The sequence below is a fragment of the Pseudomonas frederiksbergensis genome (genome assembly GCF_900105495.1).
In the GTDB taxonomy this organism is placed as follows: domain Bacteria; phylum Pseudomonadota; class Gammaproteobacteria; order Pseudomonadales; family Pseudomonadaceae; genus Aquipseudomonas; species Aquipseudomonas frederiksbergensis.
Genome location: NZ_FNTF01000002.1, coordinates 2,431,486 through 2,457,172, shown reverse-complemented (window position 1 = coordinate 2,457,172; position 25,687 = coordinate 2,431,486). Strand labels below are relative to the sequence as shown.

22 protein-coding genes are annotated in these 25,687 nt (G+C 59.5%); 13 read left to right on the top strand and 9 right to left on the bottom strand.

The annotated features are described in order from the left end of the window. Positions 1-85: 85 nt before the first annotated feature. Positions 86-2,281 carry a hypothetical protein gene (locus BLW70_RS11550; protein WP_074874160.1) on the top strand — a complete coding sequence of 732 codons (2,196 nt, stop codon included), beginning with the start codon at positions 86-88 and terminating at the stop codon, positions 2,279-2,281. Between the two features lie 291 nt (positions 2,282-2,572). Here the strand turns inward: BLW70_RS11550 and BLW70_RS11545 are convergent, their stop codons facing one another. Further along, complete coding sequence (locus BLW70_RS11545) at positions 2,573-2,878, bottom strand: DUF2288 domain-containing protein (RefSeq protein WP_074874158.1); 306 nt, start codon at positions 2,876-2,878, stop codon at positions 2,573-2,575. Between the two features lie 338 nt (positions 2,879-3,216). On the opposite strand from BLW70_RS11545, the gene BLW70_RS11540 reads away from it, so the two are divergent. From BLW70_RS11540 to BLW70_RS11520, 5 genes are all read left to right on the top strand, one after another. Continuing rightward, positions 3,217-4,344, top strand: coding sequence for a branched-chain amino acid ABC transporter substrate-binding protein (locus BLW70_RS11540; RefSeq protein WP_074874154.1), 1,128 nt, complete (start codon positions 3,217-3,219; stop codon positions 4,342-4,344). 232 nt (positions 4,345-4,576) lie between these two features. Next, entirely contained in the window at positions 4,577-5,500 is a 924-nt protein-coding gene (gene livH / locus BLW70_RS11535; protein ID WP_074874152.1) for a high-affinity branched-chain amino acid ABC transporter permease LivH, read from the top strand. Then, entirely contained in the window at positions 5,497-6,753 is a 1,257-nt protein-coding gene (locus BLW70_RS11530) for a high-affinity branched-chain amino acid ABC transporter permease LivM (protein ID WP_074874150.1), read from the top strand. The genes livH and BLW70_RS11530 overlap by 4 nt, the downstream gene beginning before the upstream one ends. Then, entirely contained in the window at positions 6,750-7,517 is a 768-nt protein-coding gene (gene livG, locus BLW70_RS11525; protein WP_046046222.1) for a high-affinity branched-chain amino acid ABC transporter ATP-binding protein LivG, read from the top strand. Before BLW70_RS11530 ends, livG begins: the two co-directional genes overlap by 4 nt. Beyond that, on the top strand, positions 7,518-8,219 hold the full coding sequence (locus tag BLW70_RS11520) for an ABC transporter ATP-binding protein (RefSeq protein WP_074874148.1): 702 nt from the start codon (positions 7,518-7,520) through the stop codon (positions 8,217-8,219). Between the two features lie 102 nt (positions 8,220-8,321). Here the strand turns inward: BLW70_RS11520 and BLW70_RS11515 are convergent, their stop codons facing one another. Continuing rightward, a complete protein-coding gene (locus tag BLW70_RS11515) occupies positions 8,322-9,233 on the bottom strand; it encodes a LysR family transcriptional regulator (protein WP_074874146.1) in 912 nt (303 codons plus the stop codon). A gap of 104 nt (positions 9,234-9,337) precedes the next feature. Between BLW70_RS11515 and BLW70_RS11510 the strand changes: the two genes are divergently transcribed. The 3 genes from BLW70_RS11510 to BLW70_RS11500 all read left to right on the top strand — a co-directional run bounded on the left by BLW70_RS11510 (position 9,338) and on the right by BLW70_RS11500 (position 12,412). Further along, entirely contained in the window at positions 9,338-9,937 is a 600-nt protein-coding gene (locus tag BLW70_RS11510) for a short chain dehydrogenase (RefSeq protein WP_074874144.1), read from the top strand. A gap of 112 nt (positions 9,938-10,049) precedes the next feature. Beyond that, positions 10,050-10,703, top strand: coding sequence for a COG3650 family protein (locus tag BLW70_RS11505; protein WP_074874142.1), 654 nt, complete (start codon positions 10,050-10,052; stop codon positions 10,701-10,703). A gap of 95 nt (positions 10,704-10,798) precedes the next feature. After that, on the top strand, positions 10,799-12,412 hold the full coding sequence (locus BLW70_RS11500) for an NAD(P)/FAD-dependent oxidoreductase (protein ID WP_074874140.1): 1,614 nt from the start codon (positions 10,799-10,801) through the stop codon (positions 12,410-12,412). Between the two features lie 115 nt (positions 12,413-12,527). Here the strand turns inward: BLW70_RS11500 and BLW70_RS11495 are convergent, their stop codons facing one another. Further along, positions 12,528-13,622, bottom strand: a complete 1,095-nt coding sequence (locus tag BLW70_RS11495; protein WP_074874138.1) for a PLP-dependent cysteine synthase family protein — start codon at positions 13,620-13,622, stop codon at positions 12,528-12,530. A 239-nt stretch (positions 13,623-13,861) separates the two neighbouring features. Between BLW70_RS11495 and nhaA the strand changes: the two genes are divergently transcribed. The 3 genes from nhaA to BLW70_RS11480 all read left to right on the top strand — a co-directional run bounded on the left by nhaA (position 13,862) and on the right by BLW70_RS11480 (position 16,606). Then, complete coding sequence (nhaA, locus tag BLW70_RS11490; protein ID WP_074874137.1) at positions 13,862-15,049, top strand: Na+/H+ antiporter NhaA; 1,188 nt, start codon at positions 13,862-13,864, stop codon at positions 15,047-15,049. A 121-nt stretch (positions 15,050-15,170) separates the two neighbouring features. Continuing rightward, positions 15,171-16,343, top strand: a complete 1,173-nt coding sequence (locus BLW70_RS11485) for an S-type pyocin domain-containing protein (RefSeq protein WP_074874135.1) — start codon at positions 15,171-15,173, stop codon at positions 16,341-16,343. A 17-nt stretch (positions 16,344-16,360) separates the two neighbouring features. After that, entirely contained in the window at positions 16,361-16,606 is a 246-nt protein-coding gene (locus BLW70_RS11480) for a pyocin S6 family toxin immunity protein (RefSeq protein ID WP_074874133.1), read from the top strand. 89 nt (positions 16,607-16,695) lie between these two features. Here BLW70_RS11480 and BLW70_RS11475 read toward each other — a convergent pair whose 3' ends face one another. Next, the gene (locus tag BLW70_RS11475; RefSeq protein WP_074874131.1) at positions 16,696-17,160 is read right to left on the bottom strand and encodes an outer membrane lipoprotein; all 465 of its coding nucleotides are present in this window, start codon (positions 17,158-17,160) and stop codon (positions 16,696-16,698) included. 168 nt (positions 17,161-17,328) lie between these two features. Here BLW70_RS11475 and BLW70_RS11470 point away from each other — a divergent pair, with 168 nt between their 5' ends. Beyond that, positions 17,329-17,565, top strand: coding sequence for a hypothetical protein (locus BLW70_RS11470; RefSeq protein WP_033059010.1), 237 nt, complete (start codon positions 17,329-17,331; stop codon positions 17,563-17,565). 5 nt (positions 17,566-17,570) lie between these two features. Here BLW70_RS11470 and pdxH read toward each other — a convergent pair whose 3' ends face one another. The 5 genes from pdxH to dinG all read right to left on the bottom strand — a co-directional run bounded on the left by pdxH (position 17,571) and on the right by dinG (position 25,610). Beyond that, positions 17,571-18,218, bottom strand: a complete 648-nt coding sequence (gene pdxH, locus BLW70_RS11465) for a pyridoxamine 5'-phosphate oxidase (RefSeq protein ID WP_074874129.1) — start codon at positions 18,216-18,218, stop codon at positions 17,571-17,573. Positions 18,219-18,242: 24 nt separating this feature from the next. Further along, positions 18,243-19,361: an OmpA family protein gene (locus tag BLW70_RS11460; protein ID WP_074874127.1), complete on the bottom strand. Its 1,119-nt coding sequence runs from the start codon at positions 19,359-19,361 to the stop codon at positions 18,243-18,245. A gap of 113 nt (positions 19,362-19,474) precedes the next feature. Beyond that, entirely contained in the window at positions 19,475-20,620 is a 1,146-nt protein-coding gene (locus tag BLW70_RS11455) for a serine hydrolase domain-containing protein (protein WP_074874125.1), read from the bottom strand. A 227-nt stretch (positions 20,621-20,847) separates the two neighbouring features. Continuing rightward, entirely contained in the window at positions 20,848-23,370 is a 2,523-nt protein-coding gene (locus BLW70_RS11450) for a beta-galactosidase (RefSeq protein ID WP_074874123.1), read from the bottom strand. A gap of 95 nt (positions 23,371-23,465) precedes the next feature. Beyond that, positions 23,466-25,610: an ATP-dependent DNA helicase DinG gene (gene dinG, locus BLW70_RS11445; RefSeq protein WP_074874121.1), complete on the bottom strand. Its 2,145-nt coding sequence runs from the start codon at positions 25,608-25,610 to the stop codon at positions 23,466-23,468. Positions 25,611-25,687: the final 77 nt, after the last annotated feature.

Here is a 25,687-nt window from a genome sequence, read left to right as displayed (position 1 = left end):
GCGCTGAAAAAAACGCGAGACCCCATCCGTGATGGTTCGACGACAGCTTGTCGCCCAACCAACCAGTCCAGGCACATGGCGCACAATGACTTCTAAAAACAATCCGGCCGCTGCGATATCCGATCTGACGCTGAGCCCGGCGGCAAACAGCCCCGCACCGTCAAAGCCATTGACGCCATCGCGCCCGTTGGCGACTCAGCAATACCTGTACTTCACCGAAACCAATACCGACCGCATCCTCGATAATCTCGATGGTCTGCGCGACATGGTGTTCCCGCGCCCGCCGCATCTGGAAGGCGACAGCGAACATCACAGCGATCAGGAATTCCCGTCGGTGTGCCTGATCGGCCTCGGTCGCTGTGGTTCGAACATCGCGCTGGACGTGGCGGAACTGGTGTACAACGCCCGCAAGTTCTACCTCAACGAATTCAACAACGAAGATCGCCTGTCCCCGGACAAACGCTTCGCCGAAAAAGGCTACAGCCCGGCGCAGTGGATTCGTAACAACCTGCGCCTGGGATCGAACAAGGCCAGCAAACCGGTGTTCCTGGTCGAACCGTTGGTGATGCTCGGCGATTTGGACAAGGACATCGCCGGCCGCATCCGTTTCTCGCGCAAGGGCGAAAAAAGCGGTTTCCTGCGCGACTACAGCAAAATGAAGATCATGGACTTGTCGGAAGTCCACGCCGGTGGCGCCGGTAACGCGCCGATCCTCGGTCAGTACCTGGCCAAGATCATCCTGAACAAGGACACCCAGCGTTTCTCCAGCCCTGACTGGAAGATGATCCACTCGTACCTGATCGACAGCTGCGGGATCAAGGCCAACCAGTCGCGCCTGTACTTCTCGATCTTCAGTGCCGGTGGCGGTACCGGTTCGGGCATGGCCTCGGAGTTCGGCCTGGCCCAGCAGCACTCGTACATGAACAAGACGTTCGACACCAAGCCGATGGACGAGCACGACAGCAAGAGCGGCCACTCCTTCGTCTTCGAGCCGATCTTCACCAGCGGCATTTGCGTACTGCCCAATATTTCCGATCACCGCAGCGAAATGTCCGAGGCGCTGCACATCAACGCCGGTCGCCTGCTGTGCAAATACCTGTCGGAAGAATGGGACTTCTCCTACAACTTCGCCAACGAAGACAGCAGCGAAGCCAGTGTCATGGGCCGTATCCGCCCATGGAACGCGATGATGTTGATCTCCAACGACATCATGCGTTATGCCGAAGAAAGCGATGACGGCAACATTCAGAACATCGACGTCAACGCGATGGAAAAACACGCAAATCAATACATCTCACAGCAGATCTTCAACATTCTGACGGCGCAGGCGGTTACTACCGACTACGACCAGAACTATTTCCGTCGGGCCGGCATCGACATTGGCGAAACCATTCGCCTCGACGCCAACGACCTGTTCATGAGCCTGGCCGGCCCTGTAGCCATTGCCTACGCCGAGTCCGTGGTGCCGGAAACTCCGCCGCCGAGCAACGACAAGTTCAAGGTGTTCGAGAAAGAACCGCAGCGCCTGAACATCGACGACCTGTTCTTCCGCTCCATCGACTTGCCGCACTTCAACAAAGTGACCCAGGCGATCGAAGGCATCAGCTTGTTGCCAATCGAATCCAAGCGCTATCGCGCCTCGCTGGAGCAGTACAAGAATTCGGGCTATGACGCGGCCGCGTTGCACGACCTGCACTTCTTCAAGAACTGCTCTTCGGTGGTCTCGATTGTTTCGCTGCCAAAAGACTACAAGCTGTCCTACATGGACCTGAACCGGTTGAAGACCCACCTCAACAGCCTGTTCCCGAACACCACGCTCAAGCGCTATGCATTGGTCATCGGCGCCTCGGCCAACCTGTCGCTGACCACGTTGATCGCCAAGAGCCCGTGCCTGTCGGACGACTTCCTGACGCTGATCGTGGCCTTCATCAAACGTTGCTTCGCGAAAAACCCGTACCGCTTTGACGAGACGCTGGATAACTCGATCCTCGACTTCATCATTAATGAAGAGTTCGACGAAGACCGGATCGATGAGCTGCTTAATGAGTTCGAGAACCCGGCGAAGATTCTCGACACCAACTGGTACGCGATCAAACCGATGTACGAGAAGAAGTACCGCGAGCTGATCAACGACAAAGACAAGTTCGTCTCGATCAATGACATTCGTCTGTCCCGGGACTGCGTGAAGAAGTCGATCAAGTACTTGCGCGAAATTTATCGTCACCGGATTGGCAAGACCAAGGTTATTTCGCTGAATAACCATACTGGCAAGACGGCTTAACTCACCTACTGTCGATCGTTCCCACGCTCTGCGTGGGAATGCCTCAATGGACACTCTGCGTCCGCTTTGGAACGCAGAGCGTCCCGGGCTACATTCCCACGCAGAGCGTGGGAACGATCACATCCAGAAACAATTAAGCAACCAATCGGCTGCTCGATAAACTGTTCCCGTTACGTTTACGTCACCGTGATGCTGGCCCGCCTGTGGCCTTTCTCTACGGCAACATGCCATCACGCTACTCGGCTACACACTTTTGCCCGACAAAGTCGCGCACCAATGAAGTGCGAATTCTCAGCTCGTCGCCCTTTCCTGGATCAGGATCCACGGCGAAACGACCACTGCCCACAGCTCCGGATCGCGTTCAAAAAGATCCAGCGCCCGCGTTTCAGACAGCTTGGCGACCTTGTCGGCGGCCAGCCAGGCAGCCACTTTCTGGCCTTCGTCGGTCGCGACTGCCTCCGCTGCAGCAATCAAATCCAGACCGGGATCGACCCACAATAGGGCACCCCTGGCGAAGAACGGCTCCAGCTCCTTCCAGGTAATAGATGCGGTTTCACCAAGCAGCTTGGCATAGAGGGTGCTAGGTTCTTGAGTCATGGGTCCTGTCCGGAAAAGAAATCGACGTAATCATAACGTTGGTGCTCTGGCAGAAAAACCCGGCTGCAATTGAGTTACCGATTGAAAACAGCAGGAAAGCCAAGGATTGCTGATATTTCAGCTATAACCCCCGCCGCCATTCTGTCTTTTTCTTTCAATAAAGCGACACCCTCTGGTTTTGCCCCCTGGCGCCAGCTTCCCAGGCTAACAATTGGCGCTCTACACTGTACCGGTACAGTTGCCGGGGGCATTTTCCGGAGGATATCGAAGATATCTGACCCGGTTCTGCTGCTACGGCGCCAGGACTATAAAAACTACAACAGTAAGAGTGGAGCACTATGACTAAGGCTACTAAGCAGATTTCCAAACTGTTTGCCGCTATGGTTCTGGCCGGGGTTGCCAGCCATTCGTTCGCAGCTGACACCATCAAGATCGGCATCGCCGGCCCTAAAACCGGCCCTGTAGCCCAATACGGCGACATGCAGTTCAGTGGCGCCAAAATGGCCATCGAACAGATCAACGCCAAAGGCGGCGTAGACGGCAAGAAACTCGAAGCCGTGGAATACGATGACGCCTGTGATCCAAAACAAGCGGTAGCGGTCGCGAACAAAGTCGTCAACGACGGCGTCAAGTTCGTGGTCGGTCACCTGTGCTCCAGCTCCACTCAACCGGCTTCGGACATTTACGAAGACGAAGGCGTGATCATGATTACCCCGGCTGCCACCAGCCCGGACATCACTTCCCGTGGTTACAAAATGGTGTTCCGCACCATCGGTCTGGACAGCGCCCAGGGCCCTGCCGCCGGTAACTACATTGCCGACTTCGTAAAACCGAAAATCGTTGCTGTCCTGCACGACAAACAGCAATACGGTGAAGGCATCGCCACCGCCGTGAAGAAAACCCTGGAAGGCAAAAACGTCAAGGTTGCCGTGTTCGAAGGCATCAACGCCGGCGACAAAGACTTCTCCTCGATGATCTCCAAGCTCAAGCAGGCCAACGTCGACTTCGTCTACTACGGCGGCTACCACCCGGAGCTGGGCCTGATCCTGCGTCAAGCCCAGGAAAAAGGCCTGAAAGCCAAGTTCATGGGTCCGGAAGGCGTGGGTAACGACTCCATTTCGCAGATCGCCAAAGACGCTTCCGAAGGTTTGCTGGTGACCCTGCCGAAATCCTTCGACCAGGATCCGGCCAACATCGCCCTGGCTGACGCGTTCAAAGCCAAGAAAGAAGACCCGAGCGGTCCGTTCGTGTTCCCGTCCTACTCGGCGGTGACCGTGATTGCCGACGGTATCAAGGCAGCCAAGAGCGAAGACACTGCCAAAGTGGCTGAAGCCATCCATGCAGGCACCTTCAAGACGCCGACTGGCGACCTGAGCTTCGACGATAAGGGCGACCTGAAAGACTTCAAATTTGTGGTTTACGAGTGGCACTTCGGCAAACCTAAAACTGAAGCCAAGCCTCAGTAAGGCGTTGCCTGACTGACTGCCAACAAAGCCCACGGCGTGCCGTGGGCTTTGTTTTACGAACGTATTGGGCCGCGCTGGCGTGATCCGCCAGTCTCCCCACCTGAAAATCTCAAAACCGTCATCAGCGGTTCGCTGGCAAACCTCGCGTTCGAAGTGGATGCAGATCCACGGGGCTCGAGCGGGAAAATGACTCCACCAGTGAAATGCGTATCAGGTTTTTAGGAGCGCTGTAATGCCTGACATCTATCACTTCTTCCAACAGCTGGTTAATGGTCTGACCATTGGCAGCACGTATGCCCTGATCGCCATCGGCTATACGATGGTTTACGGCATCATTGGAATGATCAACTTCGCCCACGGCGAGGTGTACATGATCGGCTCCTACGTGGCGTTTATCGCCATCGCCGGGCTGGCCATGCTGGGACTCGACAGTGTTCCACTGTTGATGACCGCCGCTTTCCTCGCGACCATTGTCGTGACCAGTGCCTACGGTTACAGCATCGAACGGATCGCCTACCGCCCCCTGCGCGGCAGCAACCGTCTGATCCCGCTGATTTCCGCCATCGGCATGTCGATCTTCCTGCAGAACACGGTTCTGCTGGCGCAAGACTCCAAGGACAAATCCATCCCCAACCTGATCCCCGGCAACTTCTCCATCGGGCCAGGTGGCGCACATGAAGTGCTGATTTCCTACATGCAAATCGTGGTGTTCGTGGTGACCCTGGTCGCCATGCTCGGCCTGACGCTGTTCATCTCCCGCTCTCGCCTGGGTCGCGCCTGCCGCGCCTGTGCCGAAGACATCAAGATGGCCAACCTCTTGGGTATCAACACCAACAACATCATCGCCCTGACCTTCGTCATCGGTGCCGCACTGGCCGCCATCGCGGCGGTGTTGCTGAGCATGCAATATGGCGTGATCAACCCGAACGCCGGTTTCCTCGTCGGCCTCAAGGCCTTCACCGCAGCGGTACTGGGCGGTATCGGCAGCATCCCCGGCGCCATGCTCGGCGGGATCGTGCTGGGGGTGGCGGAAGCCTTTGGTGCCGATATCTTCGGCGACCAGTACAAGGACGTCGTGGCGTTCGGTCTATTGGTTCTGGTGTTGTTGTTCCGGCCAACCGGCCTGTTGGGCCGTCCGGAGGTTGAGAAAGTATGACTAGGAATCTTAAACAGGCGTTGTTCAGCGCCTTGCTGGTGTGGGCGGTTGCCTACCCGGTACTCGGTCTGAAACTGACCATCGTCGGCATCAACCTCGAAGTCCATGGCACCAGCGATGCAATCCTGATCACCATCGCCGTGTGCTCGGTGCTGATGTTCCTGCGGGTGCTCTTCGACCAACAGATCAGCTCGGCCTGGCGGTCTTCGCCAAGCATGCCGCTGATTCCGGCCAAGGCCAGCAACTTCCTGACCCTGCCGACCACCCAGCGCTGGATCATCATTGCGTTGATCGCCGGCGCACTGGTGTGGCCGTTCTTCGGCTCTCGCGGGGCGGTGGATATCGCCACCCTGGTGCTGATCTACGTGATGCTGGGCCTGGGCCTGAACATCGTGGTCGGCCTGGCCGGTCTGCTTGACCTCGGGTATGTCGGCTTCTATGCCGTCGGTGCCTACAGTTATGCGTTGCTGTCGCATTACTACGGCTTGAGCTTCTGGATCTGCCTGCCGATCGCCGGCCTGATGGCGGCCACCTTCGGCTTCCTGCTGGGTTTCCCGGTCCTGCGTTTGCGTGGTGACTACCTGGCGATCGTGACCCTGGGCTTCGGTGAAATCATCCGACTGTTCCTGCGTAACCTGACGGGCCTCACCGGTGGCCCGAACGGCATCAGCAACATCGAGAAACCGACGTTCTTCGGCCTGACCTTCGAACGTAAAGCGGCAGAAGGCATGCAGACCTTCCACGAATACTTCGGCCTGGCCTACAACTCGATCAACAAGGTGATTTTCCTTTACCTGGTTGCATTGTTCCTGGCACTGGCTGCGCTGTTCGTCATCAACCGTTTGCTGCGCATGCCGCTGGGCCGCGCGTGGGAAGCGCTGCGTGAAGACGAAATTGCCTGCCGTGCGCTGGGTCTCAATCCTACAGTCATCAAGCTGTCGGCCTTCACCCTGGGCGCCAGCTTCGCCGGTTTTGCCGGCAGCTTCTTCGCTGCGCGTCAGGGCCTGGTGACGCCGGAGTCTTTCACCTTCATCGAGTCGGCGATCATTCTCGCCATCGTGGTACTGGGTGGCATGGGCTCGCAACTGGGCGTGATCCTGGCTGCCGTGGTGATGATCCTGTTGCCTGAAATGATGCGTGAGTTCAGTGAGTACCGCATGTTGATGTTCGGCGCCTTGATGGTGCTGATGATGATCTGGCGTCCTCAAGGCCTGCTGCCCATGCAACGTCCTCACATGGAGCTGCGCAAATGAGCCGCGAGATCCTTAAAGTCGAAAATCTGAGCATGCGCTTCGGCGGCTTGCTGGCGGTCAACGGCGTAGCCTTGAGCGTGAAGGAAAAACAGGTGGTGGCACTGATCGGCCCTAACGGCGCCGGCAAGACCACCGTGTTCAACTGCCTGACCGGTTTCTACCAGCCAAGTGGCGGCAGCATCTTGCTGGACGGCGAGCCGATCCAGGGCCTGCCCGGCCACAAGATCGCCCTCAAAGGCGTGGTGCGGACTTTCCAGAACGTGCGGTTGTTCAAGGACATGACCGCGGTCGAGAACCTCTTGATCGCCCAGCACCGTCACCTGAACACCAACTTCCTGGCCGGTCTGTTCAAGACCCCGGCGTTCCGCAAGAGCGAACGCGAGGCCATGGAGTTCGCCGAGTTCTGGCTGGACAAGGTCAACCTCAAGGCATTCGCCAACCGTCCGGCCGGCACCCTGGCCTACGGTCAGCAACGGCGTCTGGAAATCGCTCGCTGCATGATGACCCGCCCGCGGATCCTCATGCTCGACGAACCGGCCGCTGGCCTGAACCCGAAGGAAACCGAAGACCTGAAGGCACTGATCAGCATGTTGCGTGAAGAGCACAACGTCACCGTGCTGCTGATCGAACACGACATGAAACTGGTCATGAGCATTTCCGACCACATCGTCGTGATCAACCAGGGCACGCCTCTGGCCGACGGCACGCCGGAACAGATCCGCGACAATCCCGAAGTGATCAAAGCCTACCTGGGGGAAGCGTAAATGCTGCAATTCGAAAACGTTTCCACCTTCTACGGCAAGATCCAGGCCCTGCACAGCGTCAACGTCGAAGTCCGCCAGGGCGAGATCGTGACCCTGATCGGCGCCAACGGTGCCGGCAAATCGACCCTGCTGATGACGCTCTGCGGTTCGCCGCAAGCCCACAGCGGCAGCATCCGCTACATGGGTGAGGAATTGGTCGGTCAGAGTTCCTCGCAGATCATGCGCAAGAGCATCGCTGTCGTGCCGGAAGGTCGCCGGGTGTTTGCCCGTCTGACCGTGGAAGAAAACCTCGCCATGGGCGGGTTCTTCACCGACAAAGGCGATTATCAGGAACAGATGGACAAAGTCCTCGAACTTTTCCCACGCCTGAAAGAACGCTTCGCCCAACGCGGCGGCACCATGTCCGGCGGCGAGCAGCAAATGCTCGCCATCGGCCGTGCGCTGATGAGCAAACCCAAGCTGTTGCTGCTCGACGAACCTTCGTTGGGCCTGGCGCCGATCATCATCCAGCAGATCTTCGACATCATCGAACAGCTGCGCAAGGATGGCGTGACGGTGTTTCTGGTGGAGCAGAACGCCAACCAGGCGCTGAAAATCGCCGACCGTGCGTACGTTCTGGAGAACGGCCGGGTGGTGATGACAGGCACTGGGGAAGCACTACTGACTGATCCGAAAGTGCGCGAAGCGTACCTGGGTGGTTGAGTCTTTGCGGTAAACAAAAAACGGCCTTCGGGCCGTTTTTCGTTTTTACATTCAACGACGATGACCGATCGTTCCCACGCTCTGCGTGGGAACGATCATCGACTAGCGCAGTCGATCCAGCGCTTCGCCGCTGCGCTTGAACCAGCCAATCAAATAGTCCGCCAACACCTGCGTACGCTTTGGCAAACCGCCCTGATACGGATGCACCAGGTACATCGGCATACGGCGGGTCTGATAGTCACGAAGGAGCCAGCGCAAACGGCCGTCAGCCAATTCCGCTTGCAGCAGGTAGGACGGCAACCGCGCAATGCCGGCGCCGGCCAGTGCGGCTTTTTTCAGCAGGCTGTAATGGTTGCTGGCGAACGGTCCCGACACGCGCACCCGCAACAATTCATGTTGCTGGTGATAGAGCCACTCTTCGCGACCGCTGTAGTGACTGTTGAGCAGACAGCGATGGTCAGCGAGTGCCTGCGGTGTCATCGGTTCGCCGTATTGTTCAAGATAAGCCGGGCTGGCGCAGGTCATTTCGTGCCAGGCCAATAGTGGTCGGGCCACCAGGCGCTCGTCATTACCCACCTCGGAACGAACCGCCAGATCAAACCCGTCGCGAGTCAAATCGCGGTAGTTGTTGCTCAGGTCCAGCTCGATCTGCACCTCGGGGTACTTGCCAGAAAACTCCAGTAACAAGCCATCGAAGAAGGTTTCCCCCAGCGATACCGGAACCGTCATACGTACCGGCCCGGCCATGTCGTCCTTCAGCCGCGCCAATGCCTGACGCGCCCTCTCGACCTGGACGACGAGCGCCTGGGCTTGCGGCAACAGCGCCGCCCCGGCAGCGGTCAGGCTCAAACGGCGGGTGGTGCGTTGCAGCAGCACCACTGAAAACCGCGATTCCAGTTGGCTGATGCGCTTGGACAACTGACCTTTGCTGCACCCCAACTGCTGCGCCGCCAAGGTGAAACTCCCTGCTTCAATCAATATCGCGAACGCCGCCAGATCATCCATTTCGCTCATGGATTGTTTCCATTTGAAAACCAAAGGTTGCCTATTAGCGCGCTTATCGATGGAAAAAACCACTCTAGACTGAAGCCTCTTTCAATCCACTCAGGAACAGCAGCATGAAAATTCTTTTGATAGGCGCAGGCGGCACCATCGGTTCGGCGGTCGACAAGGAGCTGTCCGAGCGTCACAAGATCATCCGCATCGGCCGCAACAGCGGTGATTTCCATGTGGATATCAGCGACAGCGCTTCGATTCGCAAACTGTTCGAGCAAACCGGCAAATTCGATGCTCTGATCTGCGCCGCCGGCAACGTGACCTTCGCCCCCCTCGGTGAAATGACCGAAGAAAGCTTCGCGCTGGGCCTGAAAGACAAGTTGATGGGCCAGGTCAATCTGCTGTTGATTGGCCGCGAGTACGCCAATGACGGTGCCTCGTTCACCTTCACCACCGGCGTGCTCAGCCACGACCCGATTCGCAGCGGCGCCTCGGCAGCGCTGGTCAATGGCGCCCTGGACAGCTTCGTCCGCGCCGCTGCGATCGAACTGCCTCGCGGCCTGCGCGTCAATTCGGTGAGCCCGAACGTACTGGTCGAAGCCATGGGCAAATACGCGCCGTATTTCCGTGGTTACAAACCGGTTCTGGCGGCCGATGTGGCATTGGCCTACGCCAAAAGTGTGGAAGGCCTGCAAACAGGCCAGACCTTTCACGTGGGCTAAACCGCCACAACCGTGCTCCTACAAGTGATGAGCGAATCGAATTCAAAAGTAGCGGGGTTGTGATGAACGGTCAGGCTGAGTAACGTGGCGACACTTGTCTGGAGACTCAAAGATGCGCGTTGCCCGTTCCTTAGTCCTTGTTGCCCTGCTTCCGTTGTTCGCCGCTTGCCAGTTGCTCGACGGCCCGCGTGAGAGTGCCTCCCACGTGGGCCAGACCCGCATGCAGGGCCAGTTGCTGGCGGCCGACGGCAAGCTGCTGTTCCAGCCGTGCAACGAACAGCGCAGTTATGTGGTCAACGACACCGGCGGCACCAGCGTCCTGCAAGAGGCCGCGACACTGGCCGATGACCAGGGCAAGCTGTTTGCTGACGTACGCGGACAGGTCGTCCATAGTCGCCTCGATCTTGCGCAGCTGTACCGCGTCGAGCGCTCGGGCACCGCGTGCAACGATCCGAATTTCAAATTGCTTATCCTGCGCGCCGCCGGCCATGGGCCTGAGTGGAACGTGAAAGTCAGCGGCAAAGGCATGGTCATCGAGCGCGCCGGTCAGCCGCCATTGGCCGTGCCCTACGTTGAAGAACAATTGGGCGATGGCCGCTTCAACCTCAGTACCGAAGCCAATAACCAGCACATCGAATTGTGGGTCGCGCCGCAACGTTGCGTCGACAGCACCACCGGCAGCGTCCAGCACATGAGCGCCGAACTGCGCGTCGACGGCCAGGTTCAGCGTGGTTGCGGGTATTTCGGCGGATCGCGTAACGACTGATCGTTTTAGCCTCACGGGAATCATTCTTTGAGGCTTATAATCGCGGGCTTCAAACGCCTTGGCGCAGTTGTGCGCCCCGCGAACCGGATCCTGTCATGTTACGAATCACCGAACTCAAGCTGCCGATCGACCATCCCGAAGAAGACCTGCGCCCTGCCATCGTGCAGCGCCTGGGCATCACCAGTGATGACCTGCTCGATTTCACCTTGTTCAAGCGCAGCTACGATGCGCGCAAAAAGTCCTCCGAACTGTGCTTCATCTACACCATCGACCTCAACGTTCGCGATGAGGCAACGGTGCTGCACACGTTCGCCGATGACCGTAACGTCAACGTGGCGCCGGATGTCAGCTACAAAGTGGTCGGCCAGGCGCCGGCTGATCTTGAGCAACGTCCCGTCGTCGTGGGCTTCGGTCCGTGCGGGATTTTCGCCGGGCTGCTGCTGGCGCAAATGGGCTTCAAGCCGATCATCCTCGAGCGCGGCACCGAAGTGCGTCAGCGCACCAAGGACACTTGGGGTCTGTGGCGTAAAAGCGTGCTTAACCCGGAATCCAACGTGCAATTCGGCGAAGGTGGTGCGGGGACGTTCTCTGACGGCAAGCTTTACAGCCAGATCAAGGACCCGAAATTCATCGGTCGCAAGGTCCTGCACGAGTTCGTAAAAGCAGGCGCGCCGGAAGAAATCCTCTACGTCAGCAAACCGCACATTGGTACGTTCCGTCTGACCGGTGTTGTGGAAAACATGCGTGAGCAAATTCGCGCGTTGGGCGGCGAAGTGCGCTTCCAGCAGCGCGTTACCGACGTCTTGATCGAGGACGGCCAACTGGTCGGCGTCGAGCTCAATGGCGGCGAGCAGATCCACTCGAAACACGTGATCCTGGCCCTCGGCCACAGTGCCCGCGATACCTTCCGCATGCTGCATGGCCGTGGCGTGTTCATGGAAGCCAAGCCGTTTTCGGTAGGTTTCCGCATCGAGCATCCGCAATCGCTGATCGACCGCGCCCGCTTGGGTAAATACGCCGGGCACCCGAAACTCGGCGCTGCGGACTACAAACTGGTGCACCACGCCAGCAACGGCCGTTCGGTCTACAGCTTCTGCATGTGCCCGGGCGGCACCGTGGTGGCGGCGACGTCCGAGCCGGGCCGCGTGGTCACCAACGGCATGAGCCAATACTCGCGTAACGAGCGCAACGCCAACTCCGGGATCGTCGTCGGGATCACCCCGGAAGTCGATTACCCGGGCGGCCCGCTGGCGGGTATCGAGTTGCAGGAACGCCTGGAATCCCACGCCTTTGTGCTGGGCGGCAGCAACTACGAAGCGCCGGCGCAACTGGTCGGCGACTTCATTGCCGGCAAGCCGTCCACCGAACTGGGCAGCGTTGAACCGTCCTACAAACCAGGCGTTGCCTTGGGTGATCTGGCGTTGGCCTTGCCGGCGTTCGCCATCGAAGCCATTCGCGAAGCATTGCCGGCGTTCGAGAAGCAGATTCGCGGTTACTCGCTGCACGACGCGGTGTTGACCGGGATCGAGACCCGTACGTCGTCGCCGCTGCGGATTACCCGTGACGAGTCGATGCAGAGCCTGAACGTGAAAGGCTTGTTCCCGGCGGGTGAAGGCGCGGGTTATGCGGGCGGGATTCTGTCGGCCGGTGTCGACGGGATTCGGATTGCAGAAGCCGTGGCCCGCGACATCCTCGGCCTCGAGGCCTGACACAAATCCTCTGTGGGAGCGAGCCTGCTCGCGATGGCGGCATAACATTCAATAGAGATGTTGACTGATCTACCGCTATCGCGAGCAGGCTTGCTCCCACATTGGTTTCAGCCTGTCAGATATTGGCGCGCAGCACGCTGGCCGGCAGCGGCTCGCCGCGCTCAACACTCCCCGCCACCGCATCCATCAAACCGCTCAACTCATACCCCTGGGCCTTGAGCCAGGCCTGATCGTAATAAGTGGTGGCATAGCGCTCGCCGCCATCACACAGAATCGCCACGATCGACCCCGACTCCCCCGCCGCCGCCATCTGCTGGGCTGCCATCAACGCGCCGATCAAATTGGTCCCGCTCGATCCGCCGACTCGACGTCCCAAACGCTGCGCCAGGTAATGCATGGCCGCCAGGGACAACGCGTCCGGCACCTTGACCATCGCATCAATTACCTTGGGCAGGAACGACGCTTCTACCCGAGGCCGGCCAATGCCTTCAATCCGCGAACCACAATCCAGGCGCAGACTGGCGTCGCCGGTCTGGTAGTAATCGAAGAACACCGAACGTTCGGCATCGGCGCAGAGCACGCGAGTGCAATGCTGGCGGTAACGCACGTACCGGCCCAGCGTCGCGGTGGTGCCGCCGGTGCCGGGGCTGGAGATCAGCCAGCTCGGCTCGGGGTGCAGTTCGAAGCGCATTTGCTGGAAGATCGACTCGGCGATGTTGTTGTTCGCCCGCCAGTCAGTAGCGCGCTCGGCATAGGTGAACTGGTCGATGAAATGCCCATCATGTTCGCGGGCCAGGCGTTCGGATTCGGCATAGATCTGCGTCGGGTCGTCGACCAAATGACTCTTGCCACCGTAGAAAGCGATCTGCGCAATCTTCTCTTTGGAGGTGCTCGCCGGCATCACCGCAATAAATGGCAAGCCCAGCAAACTGGCGAAGTACGCCTCGGAAATCGCCGTCGAACCGCTGGACGCTTCAATCACCGGTGCTCCGGGTTTGAGCCAGCCATTACACAGCGCATACAGAAACAGCGAGCGCGCCAACCGGTGCTTCAGGCTGCCGGTGGGATGGCTGGACTCATCCTTGAAATACAACTCGATGCCCGGAAAACCTGGCAGCGGCAAGGGAATCAGATGGGTGTCGGCGCTGCGTTGGAAGTCGGCTTCGATGATCCGGATGGCTTCGCGGGCCCACTGTCGATTGTCGCTCATGGTGGTTTTCTCGTTGAGTCGGCCTTGTTGCAAGGCTCAGCTAACAAGCTTAGGAAAAAACCTACAGCGCGCACAGGTACAGCTGACGTTCAATACGCCCGGCAACTGCTAGGCTCAGGTCCCTGCTGATCGTTCACGTTGTAACGGCATATAACAAAAAAGAATATAACTTTTGTTTTAACAACTAACGGTACGGGTTAGGGTGTGCCACCTTTTGAATTCATCGATGGAGAGCGACCTTGCCTCTGCGTAGCACTTTCACGCGTTTCTTCCAGTTGGAAGCTGCCAGCGGACTGTTATTGATCGCCGCTGCGGCCCTGGCCTTGATCATCAACAATTCCCCGCTGTCGTGGCTTTACAGCAGTTTTCTCGACACTCCGGTCGTGGCGCAAATAGGCGCGTTGCAAATCGCCAAACCGGCGCTGTTGTGGATCAACGACGGCCTGATGGCCCTGTTCTTCCTGCTGATCGGCCTGGAAGTGAAGCGCGAAGTCCTTGACGGTCAACTGTCGAAACCGTCGCAAATCGTCCTGCCCGGCGCAGCGGCGATTGGCGGCATGGTGGTGCCGGCGCTGCTCTACTGGTTTCTGAACCGAGATGACCCGACAGCCCTTGGTGGCTGGGCCATCCCGATGGCCACCGATATTGCCTTCGCCCTCGGTGTACTGGCCCTGCTGGGTAAGCGGGTACCGGTGTCGCTCAAACTTTTCCTGATGACGTTGGCGATCATTGACGACCTCGGCGCAATCATCGTCATTGCGATCTTCTACTCGGGCACGCTCTCGACCCTTTCGCTGTCTCTGGCCGCGACGTGCATCGTGGCACTGATCGCAATGAACCGGCTCGGAGTGGTCAAGCTCGGGCCGTACATGATCATCGGCCTGATCCTTTGGGTTTGCGTGCTCAAGAGCGGTGTCCACGCGACACTGGCCGGTGTGACCCTGGCTTTCTGCATCCCCCTGCGCACGAAAAACGCCGAACCTTCTCCGCTGCTGACCCTCGAACACGCCCTCCATCCATGGGTGGCCTACGGCATCCTGCCGCTGTTCGCCTTCGCCAACGCCGGCCTGTCCCTGAGTGGCGTGACCGTCGAAAGCTTCACCCACCACGTGCCGATGGGCATCGCGGTCGGTTTGCTGCTGGGCAAGACCCTCGGCGTCTTCGGCCTAACCTGGCTGGCGGTGAAAATCGGCATCGCCGCCCTGCCCCAAGGCGCTAACTGGGGCCAGGTATTGGGTGTGGCAATCCTCTGCGGCATCGGCTTCACCATGAGCCTGTTTGTCGGCTCCCTGGCGTTTGTGCCGGGTGCCAGTGAATACGCAGGGATGGACCGGATGGGAATTTTGACCGGTTCGATACTGGCGGCATTGATTGGTTATGCGGTGACGGCAGCGGCAAGTCGCAAGAGCGCCGCGCTGCAATACTGATAAACAGAGACAACTCCTAGAGTCATTCGAGACTCGTCCTACAGCCACGATCAGCCTCGTTCGTTAACGTCGCACAGCCCCTTTTTTGGGGGTTGTCGACGTACGAACGCAAGGACGATCAGTGGCTGGTAACAAGGACATTCCCCGGGTCAAGAACCCTCCGTCAGGCGACGGTCATCACATCACTTACCGCTTTATGACGGCTACCGAACTGGCCGCGCGGGAGGCCCGACAAAACGCTTACGACGCCATGCTCGCGAGACAAGACGCCTTCGAACGGAGTCGTGAGGTCGTGGCGAAAAAGCAGGAAACCGTTCGTGCGGGGTGTGTCTTCGCCAAGTCCTGCAATCTGCCGGACGCCATCATCGACTACTCGAATCCTTCGGGAATGGTGCCCACCGACAGCCTCAAGGACTACGGAGAAGTAGCCTGGCTCGGGGCTCGCGAGGCAGACGATGCCGGGCTGCTGAATCTTCAGACCATCAGCGGTAGCACCGTCTCGCTCGGTATCGGCCGAATGGCTCTTCGCGCCCCGGCTATCGCTGTTCCCACCGCAGCACTCGGTACTGCTGGAACCGCCCTATTGGCCGGCCTGGTCGCGTTCTTCTGGACACCGAGCCTCGGCGACAGCGCGCTCTATACCGAAGATCAGTTACGCGCCCTGAAACAGGCTCGAACTCGTGTTCGGCTAAGGGTCGAGCAACAGGCTGACGGCAGTCTCAAGGGATACGGTTTCTACACCGGCAAGAACCGTGATTGGGAAATGGTCGATGTCGTGCAGTTCAGCTTGCACGGCAGTCAGCAGGTGGCGGATCTGGGGGATGGTGTTGAGCTGATATGGACACCGGCTGTGGATGGTTCCGACATCCTCGGTATTCCCGCGCTGGAGGCTGCGCCGCAAGCGCCGCATATTTGGGTTTATCCGCCGACGAAAGCGGCGGATAGCATCATCGTGAACCCGGTTTATCCGCCTGAGTACAAGGATTTCATTCTTGTGTTTCCGGCGAACTCTGGTGTGCAGCCGTTATACGTGGTGGTGGCAAGACCTATCAGTGGTGACCACAGCTATCATCCTCCGCCAAAATTTCTGCCAGCGTTCCCCGATGCCTTCCCTGTTCAGACTAAAGGGAATCGAAAACGCTGGGAAAGTAAGAAGCGCATTTATGAATGGGATTACCAACATGGCGCCGTCGAAGTGTACAACTGGGCGGGAGATCACTTAGGAGAGTTTGATGCAAAAACAGGTGAACAGACCGGAAAAGTAAGGCCTGAAAGACGTACTACAACAAAATAGCGATCGAGAATTCAAGAATGATATTTATAGCTCTCTCTGGTTTTTTCCCCGAGCCAAATCCTGACAATTCATTGCAGTATGAAATGGATGTCCCGCAAGCCTTAGAGGCGGCAGTGCTTAATGTCATGGGCTGGAAAACTTTGAAGGATGTGCCCATGGGCGAGCATGTGTTATCTCCCAATCAAGCCAGTGCGATTATGGAACTTGTTGGCAACCCCTTCAGAGCCAACTTGGTGTACTACATGGGGCTCTGCCAAGACTAACGTTTCGGATCAGACAAAACTGAAAGCCACAGACACAAAAAACCCCGACCAGTCACCTGATCGGGGTTTTCTTTTACCCGTATTCCCGCTTAGTGGGAAACGCGGCTAGTCCCATCTACAGTAGCAATCCGCACCCGCTCGCCAACACGGAACACTTCATTTTCCTGAACCTGTTGCACGTAGGCGCGCATGCTGCCGTCGTCTTCGCGAACGGTGATTTCCACGCCTTGGGCCCGAGTCAGGCCTTCTTCTGTGGCCGAGCCGATCAGGCCGCCAGCGACGGCACCGATAACCGCAGCAACGATGCTGCCACGACCGCCACCGATAGCGCTGCCGCCGACACCGCCCACGACGGCACCAGCCGCGCCGCCGATCGGGGTTTTGGTGCCTTCGATTTTGACCGGCCGCAGGGATTCGATGGTGCCCATGCGAACGGTCTGCACGCGACGCGCTTCGTCACGGGAGTAGGAGTCACCGGTCAGGCTCGATTGGCAGCCAGTGAGCAACATCGCCATCGTGGAAAAGGAAGCAACCAGCAGAACAGACTTACGCATAGCATCAACTCCAAAGGACAGGTATTCATTAAACTCCGCAGCTTGACGCCTGTCACGGCCTCGCCCGGATAATTTTGGTTTGATTCAGGCCCGGTACAGGCACTTCCACGAACTCACCACACAGTAGCGGCAAATTCCGGTAGCTGCGCCGCTGCCCCAAGGATTGTCATGGATTACTTCATCATTGTCGTCACTACCGTTGCCGGTTTGTATTTCCACTGGTGGCTATACGTGCGGATCAAACGCTGGATGGACCGCGATCTGGCGTTGGCACTGGCGGGTAAGGACGAGCAGAAAAAGGCGTTCATGCTCCAGCAACTGGCGAACGCTCAAGCGCAGAAGATCAAGCGCCGAGACCTGCCACAGTGGCTTGAAGCCGCTGCGGCAGGGTATCCCGATCGGTAGACGGCTTAAGGTGCCAGACGTTCAAGAGTCCAGTCGGCGCCCTGAAAGCGGTAGTTGAGGCGATCGTGCAGGCGGCTCGGACGGCCTTGCCAGAACTCGATGCGCTCCGGTAACAAACGGTAACCACCCCAGTGCTCAGGGCAATGAGGTTGCGTGTCGCTGAAACGTTGCTCGGTGTTCTTGAGCAGCGCTTCCAGCTCGGCACGGTCGGCGATCACCCGGCTCTGGGGCGAAGCCCAGGCGCCGAGACGACTGCCCAGCGGCCGAACCTGAAAGTAGGCGTCGGACTCTTCAGGCGTAACCTTCACCACCCGCCCTTCGATGCGCACCTGACGCTCCAGGGCCGGCCAGAAGAAGGTCATGGCCGCGTACGGGTTCGCGGCCAGGTGCTGGCCCTTGGCGCTGTCGTAGTTGGTGAAGAAGGTGAAACCCTGCTCGTCCAGCCCCTTGAGCAGCAGAATACGGCAATGCGGCCGACCGTCCTGATCGACGGTGGCCAGGGTCATGGCGTTGGCTTCCACCGGCGCCTGTTCGGTTTTCACCGCGTCGGCAAACCACTGATGGAACAGCGCGAATGGCTCGGCCGGGGCTTGTGCCTCGGTCAGGCCATCACGGGTGTAATCGCGACGCATATCAGCCAGGCCCTGGGTCATGGCGCATTCCTTTTGGTTAACGAATCACTTTTTAACAGTATCGGTGGCGTCGGCGACTTTTTTCGTGTCGGCAGCGGCTTTGGCCGGGGCAGTCTTCTTCGCCGGCGTTGCAGTTTTAGCCGGTGCCTTCTTGGCGGCGGCTTTCTTGGCCGGGGCTTTTTTTGCAGCAGGCACAGCGGCTTTCTTCGCGGCTGGCGCAGGGGTGACCGGTTTGACCACTGGCTTGACGTCCTGGGCAGCGACCAGCTTCACTGGCGCCGGGGCCGGCATGTTGTACTTGCTCAGCAACGCGACCATGGTGTTTTGCGGGGTCACCAGCAGTTCGACGCGACGGTTCAAGGCACGACCTTCATTGCTGTCGTTAGCAGCACGCGGGGCTTCGCCACCCATGCCGCGCAGCATCAGGCGATCACGCTGCAGACCGCTGAGGCGGAAAATCGCTGCCACGGACTGGGCACGCTCCTGACTCAGTTTCACGTTGGCCGGTGCGGCGCCCGACGTATCACTGTGGCCGAGTACCAGCACGGCAGTCTTTGGATCGACTTCGAGGATTTTCGCGACGCGAGTGAACGGGCCGAGGGTCACCGGCAGCAGCATGGCCGGACGGTCAGGGTTGAACGAGCCGTCTACCGGCGCGGAGACTACCAGCACGTTTTCACGGCGCTCAAGTTGCAGGTGGCTGCCCTTGATCGCTTCGCGCAGGCGCGGTTCATAGTCGTCGAGCCAGGCCTGGGTGACTTTAGGATCAGGCATCGGCACGACTTTGGCAGTAGTGCTTTGCTCTTTACCACCGAACGGCCACCACCAGTTGCCACCGGCTTCGGCCTCAGCCTTAGTCTTGGCCACCTCGACTGGTTTAACTTCAGGTTTGGCTTCAGCTTTCACCTCTGGCTTCTTGTCGAGAACCTCATCGGAACCGAACGGCCAGTACCAAGGGCTGGAGCTTTCAGCCTTGGCAACCGGAGCGGTCGCTGCAGGCTTCAAAGGTGCCGGGGCTGGGGTCGGAGCCGGGCCTTTAGCCGCGACTTTGTCGGAAGAACCGAACGGCCACCAGCTGCTGCCATCCGAGTCATTTTGTGGAGTTTGTGCGCAACCGGTAATTGCGAAGCACAGGGCCAAAGCGAGAGTTTTATTGGATGACATTGGATATCCACAAAATGAAGTAATGAAAAATCAGGCCGGGTTGACCCGGATAAACAGACGCTTGGAAACCATAAAGGCCTTGGGGTTCCGGCCCTGGAACCCCTGAGCGCGTTTTACAGACAAGTGGCCAGGGCCCGCACGAGCGTTTGCGCGCGCGGATCCATCAAGACGTACGGTCCCAGGGTATTTGTCACAAAGCCGAAGGCCACATCGTGTTCCGGGTCGGCAAAACCGGTGGAACCGCCCGCCCCCGGATGACCGAACGCACGAGGGCCGAGGCCGTAGGTGGCGTTGGGGACGTCCGGTTGATCGAGCATGCAACCCAGGCCGAAACGGGTCCGGGTCAGTAAAGTCTTGTCCTCGCCGCGGCTGTGCTCGCGCGTCAGTTCCTCGAGCATTTCGCTTTCCAGCAAACTGCCATCGAGCAGACCGGCATAGAACCCGGCCAGGCTGCGGGCATTGCCGTGGCCATTGGCGGCCGGTTGCTGCATGCGTCGCCACTCGGGTTTGTTGGTGCTGGTCATGATCGATGGCGGGTTAGTGAACGCCCTCGTGGTCATGGCCGTCGGCTCGCGCATGGTCACTTGGAGCAAGCGCTGGGCGGCGGCATCGCCGACATTGCCTTTGCCTCGAGCAATGTGCGCCACGCGGTGGAACTCCTGGTCCGCCAGGCCGACGTGGAAATCCAGGCCCAAAGGCTTTGCAACCCGCGCCACGATGGCCTCACCCGGCCCACGACCGTCGGCACGACGCAGCAACTCACCGACCAGCCAGCCGTAGGTGATCGCGGCGTAACCGTGACCGCTCCCTGGCGTCCACCACGGTTCTTCAGCGGCCAGAGCGTCAACCATGGTCTGCCAGTCGTAAAGGGCTTCCGGGGCCAACAGATCACGCAACGCCGGCAGACCGGCCTGATGGCAGAGCAATTGACGCAGGGTCACGGACTCTTTGCCGGCGGCGGCGAACTCGGGCCAGTAACGGGCAACCGGGGTATCCAGTTGCAGCTTGCCTTCGGCCACCAGTTGCAGGGCGGTGACCGCGGTAAAGGTCTTGGTGCAGGAGAACAGATTGGCGATGGTGTCGCTGTGCCAGGCTTCGGTGCCATCCTTGTCAGCGCTACCGGCCCAAAGGTCGACCACGGTTTCACCGCCGATCTTGATGCACAACGCTGCACCGCGTTCCTGAGAATCGTCGAACAGCGCCGCGAAAGCCTCACGCACCGCTTCGAACTTCAGCTCGTAAAAACCCTGAATCTGCACCCGCAACTCCCCGGATATAAAGCTCTACAAAGTGCCCGCATTGTTCCAGCCCTGGAGGGTTTTGGGAACAGTTGCGGGCCGGGCGGTCGGTTGCCCATGGATTGGATCAGAAATTTATGGTGCCTTGGCGGGCGCCATCGCGAGCAGGCTCACTCCCACAGGGTTCACGCTGGACCATTGTGGGAGCGAGCCTGCTCGCGAAGAACGATAACGCGGTCTAACAGGACTCAGTGGCCATTGCCGGAATGCCCACCCACATGGCCAGCGCCCTGCCCTGCACCTTTGCCAGCATCGCCTTTTCTGCCGCCCTCAGCTTCTTGATCGGCTTTATCCGCCTCAGCCTTGGCCTTCTCGGCTTCTTTACCGAGCTGATCGACGGTCTGCCAATTGCTCTTGCGCACGCTATCGACGAAGCCCTGGAACGGCAGATCGGTGATGCCCACCAGCCCGAAGTGACCGTTCTCGCCATCCAGCAGACGACCGGTAACCGGTTGATCAAGGTATTGGAACCAGTGCACGCCGACGATCGACGGCTCGCTCATCGCCTGTTTGAGGAAATTGGCGTAAGCCGGCCCACGATCTTCTTCCTTGGCCAATTGCGTCACGCCGCCCCAGAACGGGCCGCGATCCGCGGAGCCGAAGTTGAACTCTGTGATCAGCACCGGTTTGTCCAGGCTGCGCAGTATGGCGAAGTCGTAACTGTCCTGCGGTTGCAGGGTGTACATGTTGAAGCTCAATACGTCGCAATACTTCGCACAGGACTCAACCGCTTCCGGGGTGCTGTTGGCGAAGCGGCCGCCCAGCAATAGCTGGTTCGGCGCGTGCCACTTGAGCGAATCGGAGAGGGTCTTGAAGTACGTGTCGGCGAAGACCTTCTGGAAGTATTTGAAGTCTGCCTCGATTTCCGGAAATTCGGCGCTTGGCAGCGGCGGCACGAAGCCCGGGTCTTCCATCAATTCCCAGGCCGGCAAATCAATGCCCCAGGCTTTGGAAAGGCCCGCCTGATTGCGGTACTTATCCCGCAACTGCTTGAGGAACGCGCGTTTGGCCGGCACGTCGGTGGTCATTTTCAAGGTGCCGTAGACCAAGGCGTAACGGGCTTTCGGGTCATCGCCGGGACCGGCCCAGGCCAGTTCGTTATCGGCGAAATAGCCGATCAGCCAAGGATCGTCGCGATGGTCCCGCGCGGCGATGGCCACGGCACGTTCGGTAGCCATGGCGAAACGCGGGTCAAACGGGTCGGGCATGCCGCCCCACCAGTCAGTGCCGGTGCTGATGCTGGCGTAATCGCCGACGATCGACAGCGGCAAGGTGTACGGCACGCGATCAGCATTGGCCAGCACCGGGGCGCTCCAGTTGCCGATAGTGTTGAAGCCCCAGGCTTGCAGGCGATCCAGGGTGTGGCTGGCCCAGCGCTGTTCATCAACCACCGCTTTGCAGGGTTCGGCAGGTGTTTGCTCAGCGGCTTTCGCCGCAGTCGCGTCAGCGGCGCCGGTTTTGGCGGCTTCGGCAACACCAGCTTCGGCCGTCGCAGGAACGACCGGTTGCTCGGCAGCCTTCTCTACCGTAGCCGCAACCGCGTCAGCCTTGGCTGCTTCGGCGACACCGGCCTTGGTGTCGCTGGTCACCACACATGGCGAGCCATACAAACGCTGCAAGTTGGCGCCATAGAAGTCGTACCAGCGACCGGCATTGTAGCCACGGCCCTTATCGACGCCGTTGCCACCGCGGTTATCGCCTTCGCCATAGTGGCTGGCCAGCGGCTCGTCGGGTTTGGGCAGCGATTCAAACATCCACTCGCGGCCGGCGACGTAGGTCTGGTTGACATCCGGGGTGACGGTGTTGACGCCGAGCGAATAGAACGGATGGCCTTCCGGGGTCACCAGGTACCAGCGACCGTCGCGTTTTTCGGTACGGAAAAAACCGCTGGCCTTAAATGCCGGGCCTTTGGTCCAGCCGCCAAACTTGTCCAGGGACGACTTCTCGCGCTCGGCCAGCCAGGTTTTCAGTTGCTGCTGTTCCTTGGCCGCGGCGCTTTTCAGTTGCTCGTCGCTGCTGACTTTCTCTGGCCATTTGGCTCGGGTCGACTGGCCGTAAGCGTCTACCAGGCCGCCAAAAGCCGCTTGGGTAACCGCATCGCCGTCCTGCACGCCAAAGCGTTCCAGCAAGATGCTCTGGGCGACTTTCGGCTGATCCATCGACAAGGTCACCGACACCACCTGGCTGCGCTCCAGCTCACCGGCGCTGCTGGCCAGCAATACACGTTGGCCATTGAACATCATCGGCATCGGCGGGCCGGCTTTCAGGCCCAGGCTCAATGGCGTAAAGGGCGTTAGCGGCACCAATAGGGTTTGCGCAGGGCCGGCCGGCAAATCGACGCGGCTGATCAGCGTCTTGCCGTCGTTGCTCTGGATTTTCACATACAGGGTCACAGCCCAATTCATTGCGCTCTGAATCCGCAAACTCATGAAGCCCGACTGCGACCAGTCCCAGGCGCCCGTCTGTGGGGTCAGACGCAAGGTCGGTTGTGCCGCAGGGTTGAACGTCACCCGACGCAGCACTTCGCCTTCGGCCGTTTGCTCGGCGTTGGATTGCGGCAGGCTGGCGTCCTGAGTCGCCACCTGGACCACATCGGCGGGGCGCACAAAGTTGAACAGCGTCTGTTGGCCGGCAGGAGCCGCCAGCAATGGGGCCGCGAACATCAGAGCGAAAACGGCAGGTAACGAACGGCGCAGCGAACGGCGAATCATGAGAACGAAATTCTCCCTAACGACCCGAATGGGCCAGTGGAAAAGCGATGGCAGAGAGATAGACAACGCGGTGGGCAAATTTGCCCACCGGTGTATCAGGAAATTTCACGCCGGAAGGGAGGCAACGCATTGAGGATTGCCTTGCCATAACGCTGGGTGACCAGGCGTCGATCGAGCAAGGTGATGGTGCCGCGGTCTTCTTCGGTGCGCAGCAAGCGACCGCAGGCCTGGACCAGCTTCAGCGAAGCATCCGGCACGGAGATTTCCATGAACGGATTGCCACCCCGAGCCTCGATCCACTCAGCCAGGGCCGCTTCGACCGGATCATCGGGCACCGAAAATGGAATCTTCGCGATCACCACGTGCTCGCAGTACGCACCCGGCAAGTCGACCCCTTCGGCGAAACTCGCCAGGCCGAACAACACACTGGAATCGCCGCCATCGACCCGCGCCTTGTGCTTGTTCAGGGTTTCCTGTTTCGACAGGTTGCCTTGAATGAACACTTGCTTGCGCCAGTCGCGGTCGAGGCCGTCGAACACGTCCTGCATCTGTTTGCGCGAGGAGAACAGCACCAGGGTGCCGCGCGAACCTTCCACCAAGGCCGGCAAGTCGCGGATGATCGCTGCGGTATGGGCCGGCGCATCACGCGGATCGGCCTTCAGGTCCGGCACCCGCAGCACGCCAGCGTCGGCGTGATGAAACGGGCTTGGAACCACTGCGGTCACGGCTTTTTTCGGCAGGCCGGCGCGCATGCGGAAGCGATCGAAGGTGCCGAGTGCGGTCAATGTCGCGGAGGTCACCAGAGCGCCGTAAGCCACGTTCCACAAATTGCGACGGAGCATTTCCGCCGCGAGGATCGGGCTGGCGTTGACCTCGATGTCGAACAGCGAGCCGCTTTCGGCCAGGGTCAGCCAGCGGGCCATCGGCGGGTTGTCTTCCGGGTCTTCAGCGGTGAACGCGACCCACAACTCCCAGTTGCCCGAAGAACGCGACAACAGGCTGCCGAACAGCGGGTACCACTCTTCGGCCTGGTTGCTGGCGATGCCGATGTTGACCTCGCCATCCATGCCTTCCTTGAGCAGTTCGGTGAGACGGGTAAACAGATCGGTCAGACGGGCGAAACCCTTCTTCAGCTCGACGCCCATTTCGCGCATGTGCTCGGGAATCACCCCGCCGACGAAGCGATGACGCGGCCGCTCACGGCCTTCGACGTCTTCGCCCGGTTTGAAATCGGCGACCTGCTCGCAGGCGCTGAACATGAATTGCTGCTGGGTCTTGATCTCCCGCGCGAGTTCCGGCACTTGTTCGATCAACTTCCCCAGGTCGCCCGGCAGCGGATGCTGGGCCAGCAATTTGGTGAGGTTCTTGGCGGTGGTTTCCAACCAGTCGGCGGTGGAACGCAGGCGCGTGTAATGGGCGAAATGGCCGATGGCCTTGTCCGGCAGGTGATGGCCTTCGTCGAACACGTAGATGGTGTCGCGCGGGTCCGGCAACACGGCGCCGCCGCCCAGTGCCAGGTCGGCCAGGACCATGTCGTGGTTGGTGACGATCACATCGACCTTGCCCATGCCTTCGCGGGCCTTGTAGAAGGCGCACTGGCCGAAGTTCGGGCAATGGCGATTGGTGCACTGGCTGTGATCGGTGGTCAGGCGCGCCCAGTCGGCGTCTTCCAGGGCGGTGGACCAACTGTCGCGGTCGCCGTCCCACTTATTGCCGGCGAGTTTCTCGATCATGCTGGTGAACAGCTTCTGACTGGCTTCGTCGACCTCGATCTTGAAGCCTTCTTCTTCAAACAGCTGCGCCGTGGCGGTTTGTGCGTGACCTTCCTGGAGCAACATGTCGAGCTTGGACAGGCACATGTAGCGCCCGCGTCCCTTGGCCAGGGCGAAGCTGAAACTCAGCCCGCTGTTGCGCATCAGGTCGGGCAAATCCTTGTAGACGATCTGCTCTTGCAGGGCCACGGTGGCCGTGGCGATCACCAGGCGTTTGCCCGCAGCCTTGGCCGTGGGGATGGCGGCCAGGCTGTAGGCCACGGTTTTGCCGGTGCCGGTGCCGGCTTCCACCGCGACAATCGCAGGGTCGCCACTGCGCCGGCCTTCGTCATCGGTGTCGATGTCACCGAGGACCTTGGCAATTTCGGCGATCATCAGGCGTTGGCCGTAGCGCGGCTTGAGGCTCTTGGCTTCGAGAAAACGCGAGTAGGCGCCCTGGATCGTGGTTTTGAGTTCAGTGCTGATCATGGATTGTCGGGCGCAAAAAACGCTGGATAAATTTTCAGTGGTTCGGTTCGGCGGCTATCATACCGCGCTAATTAATC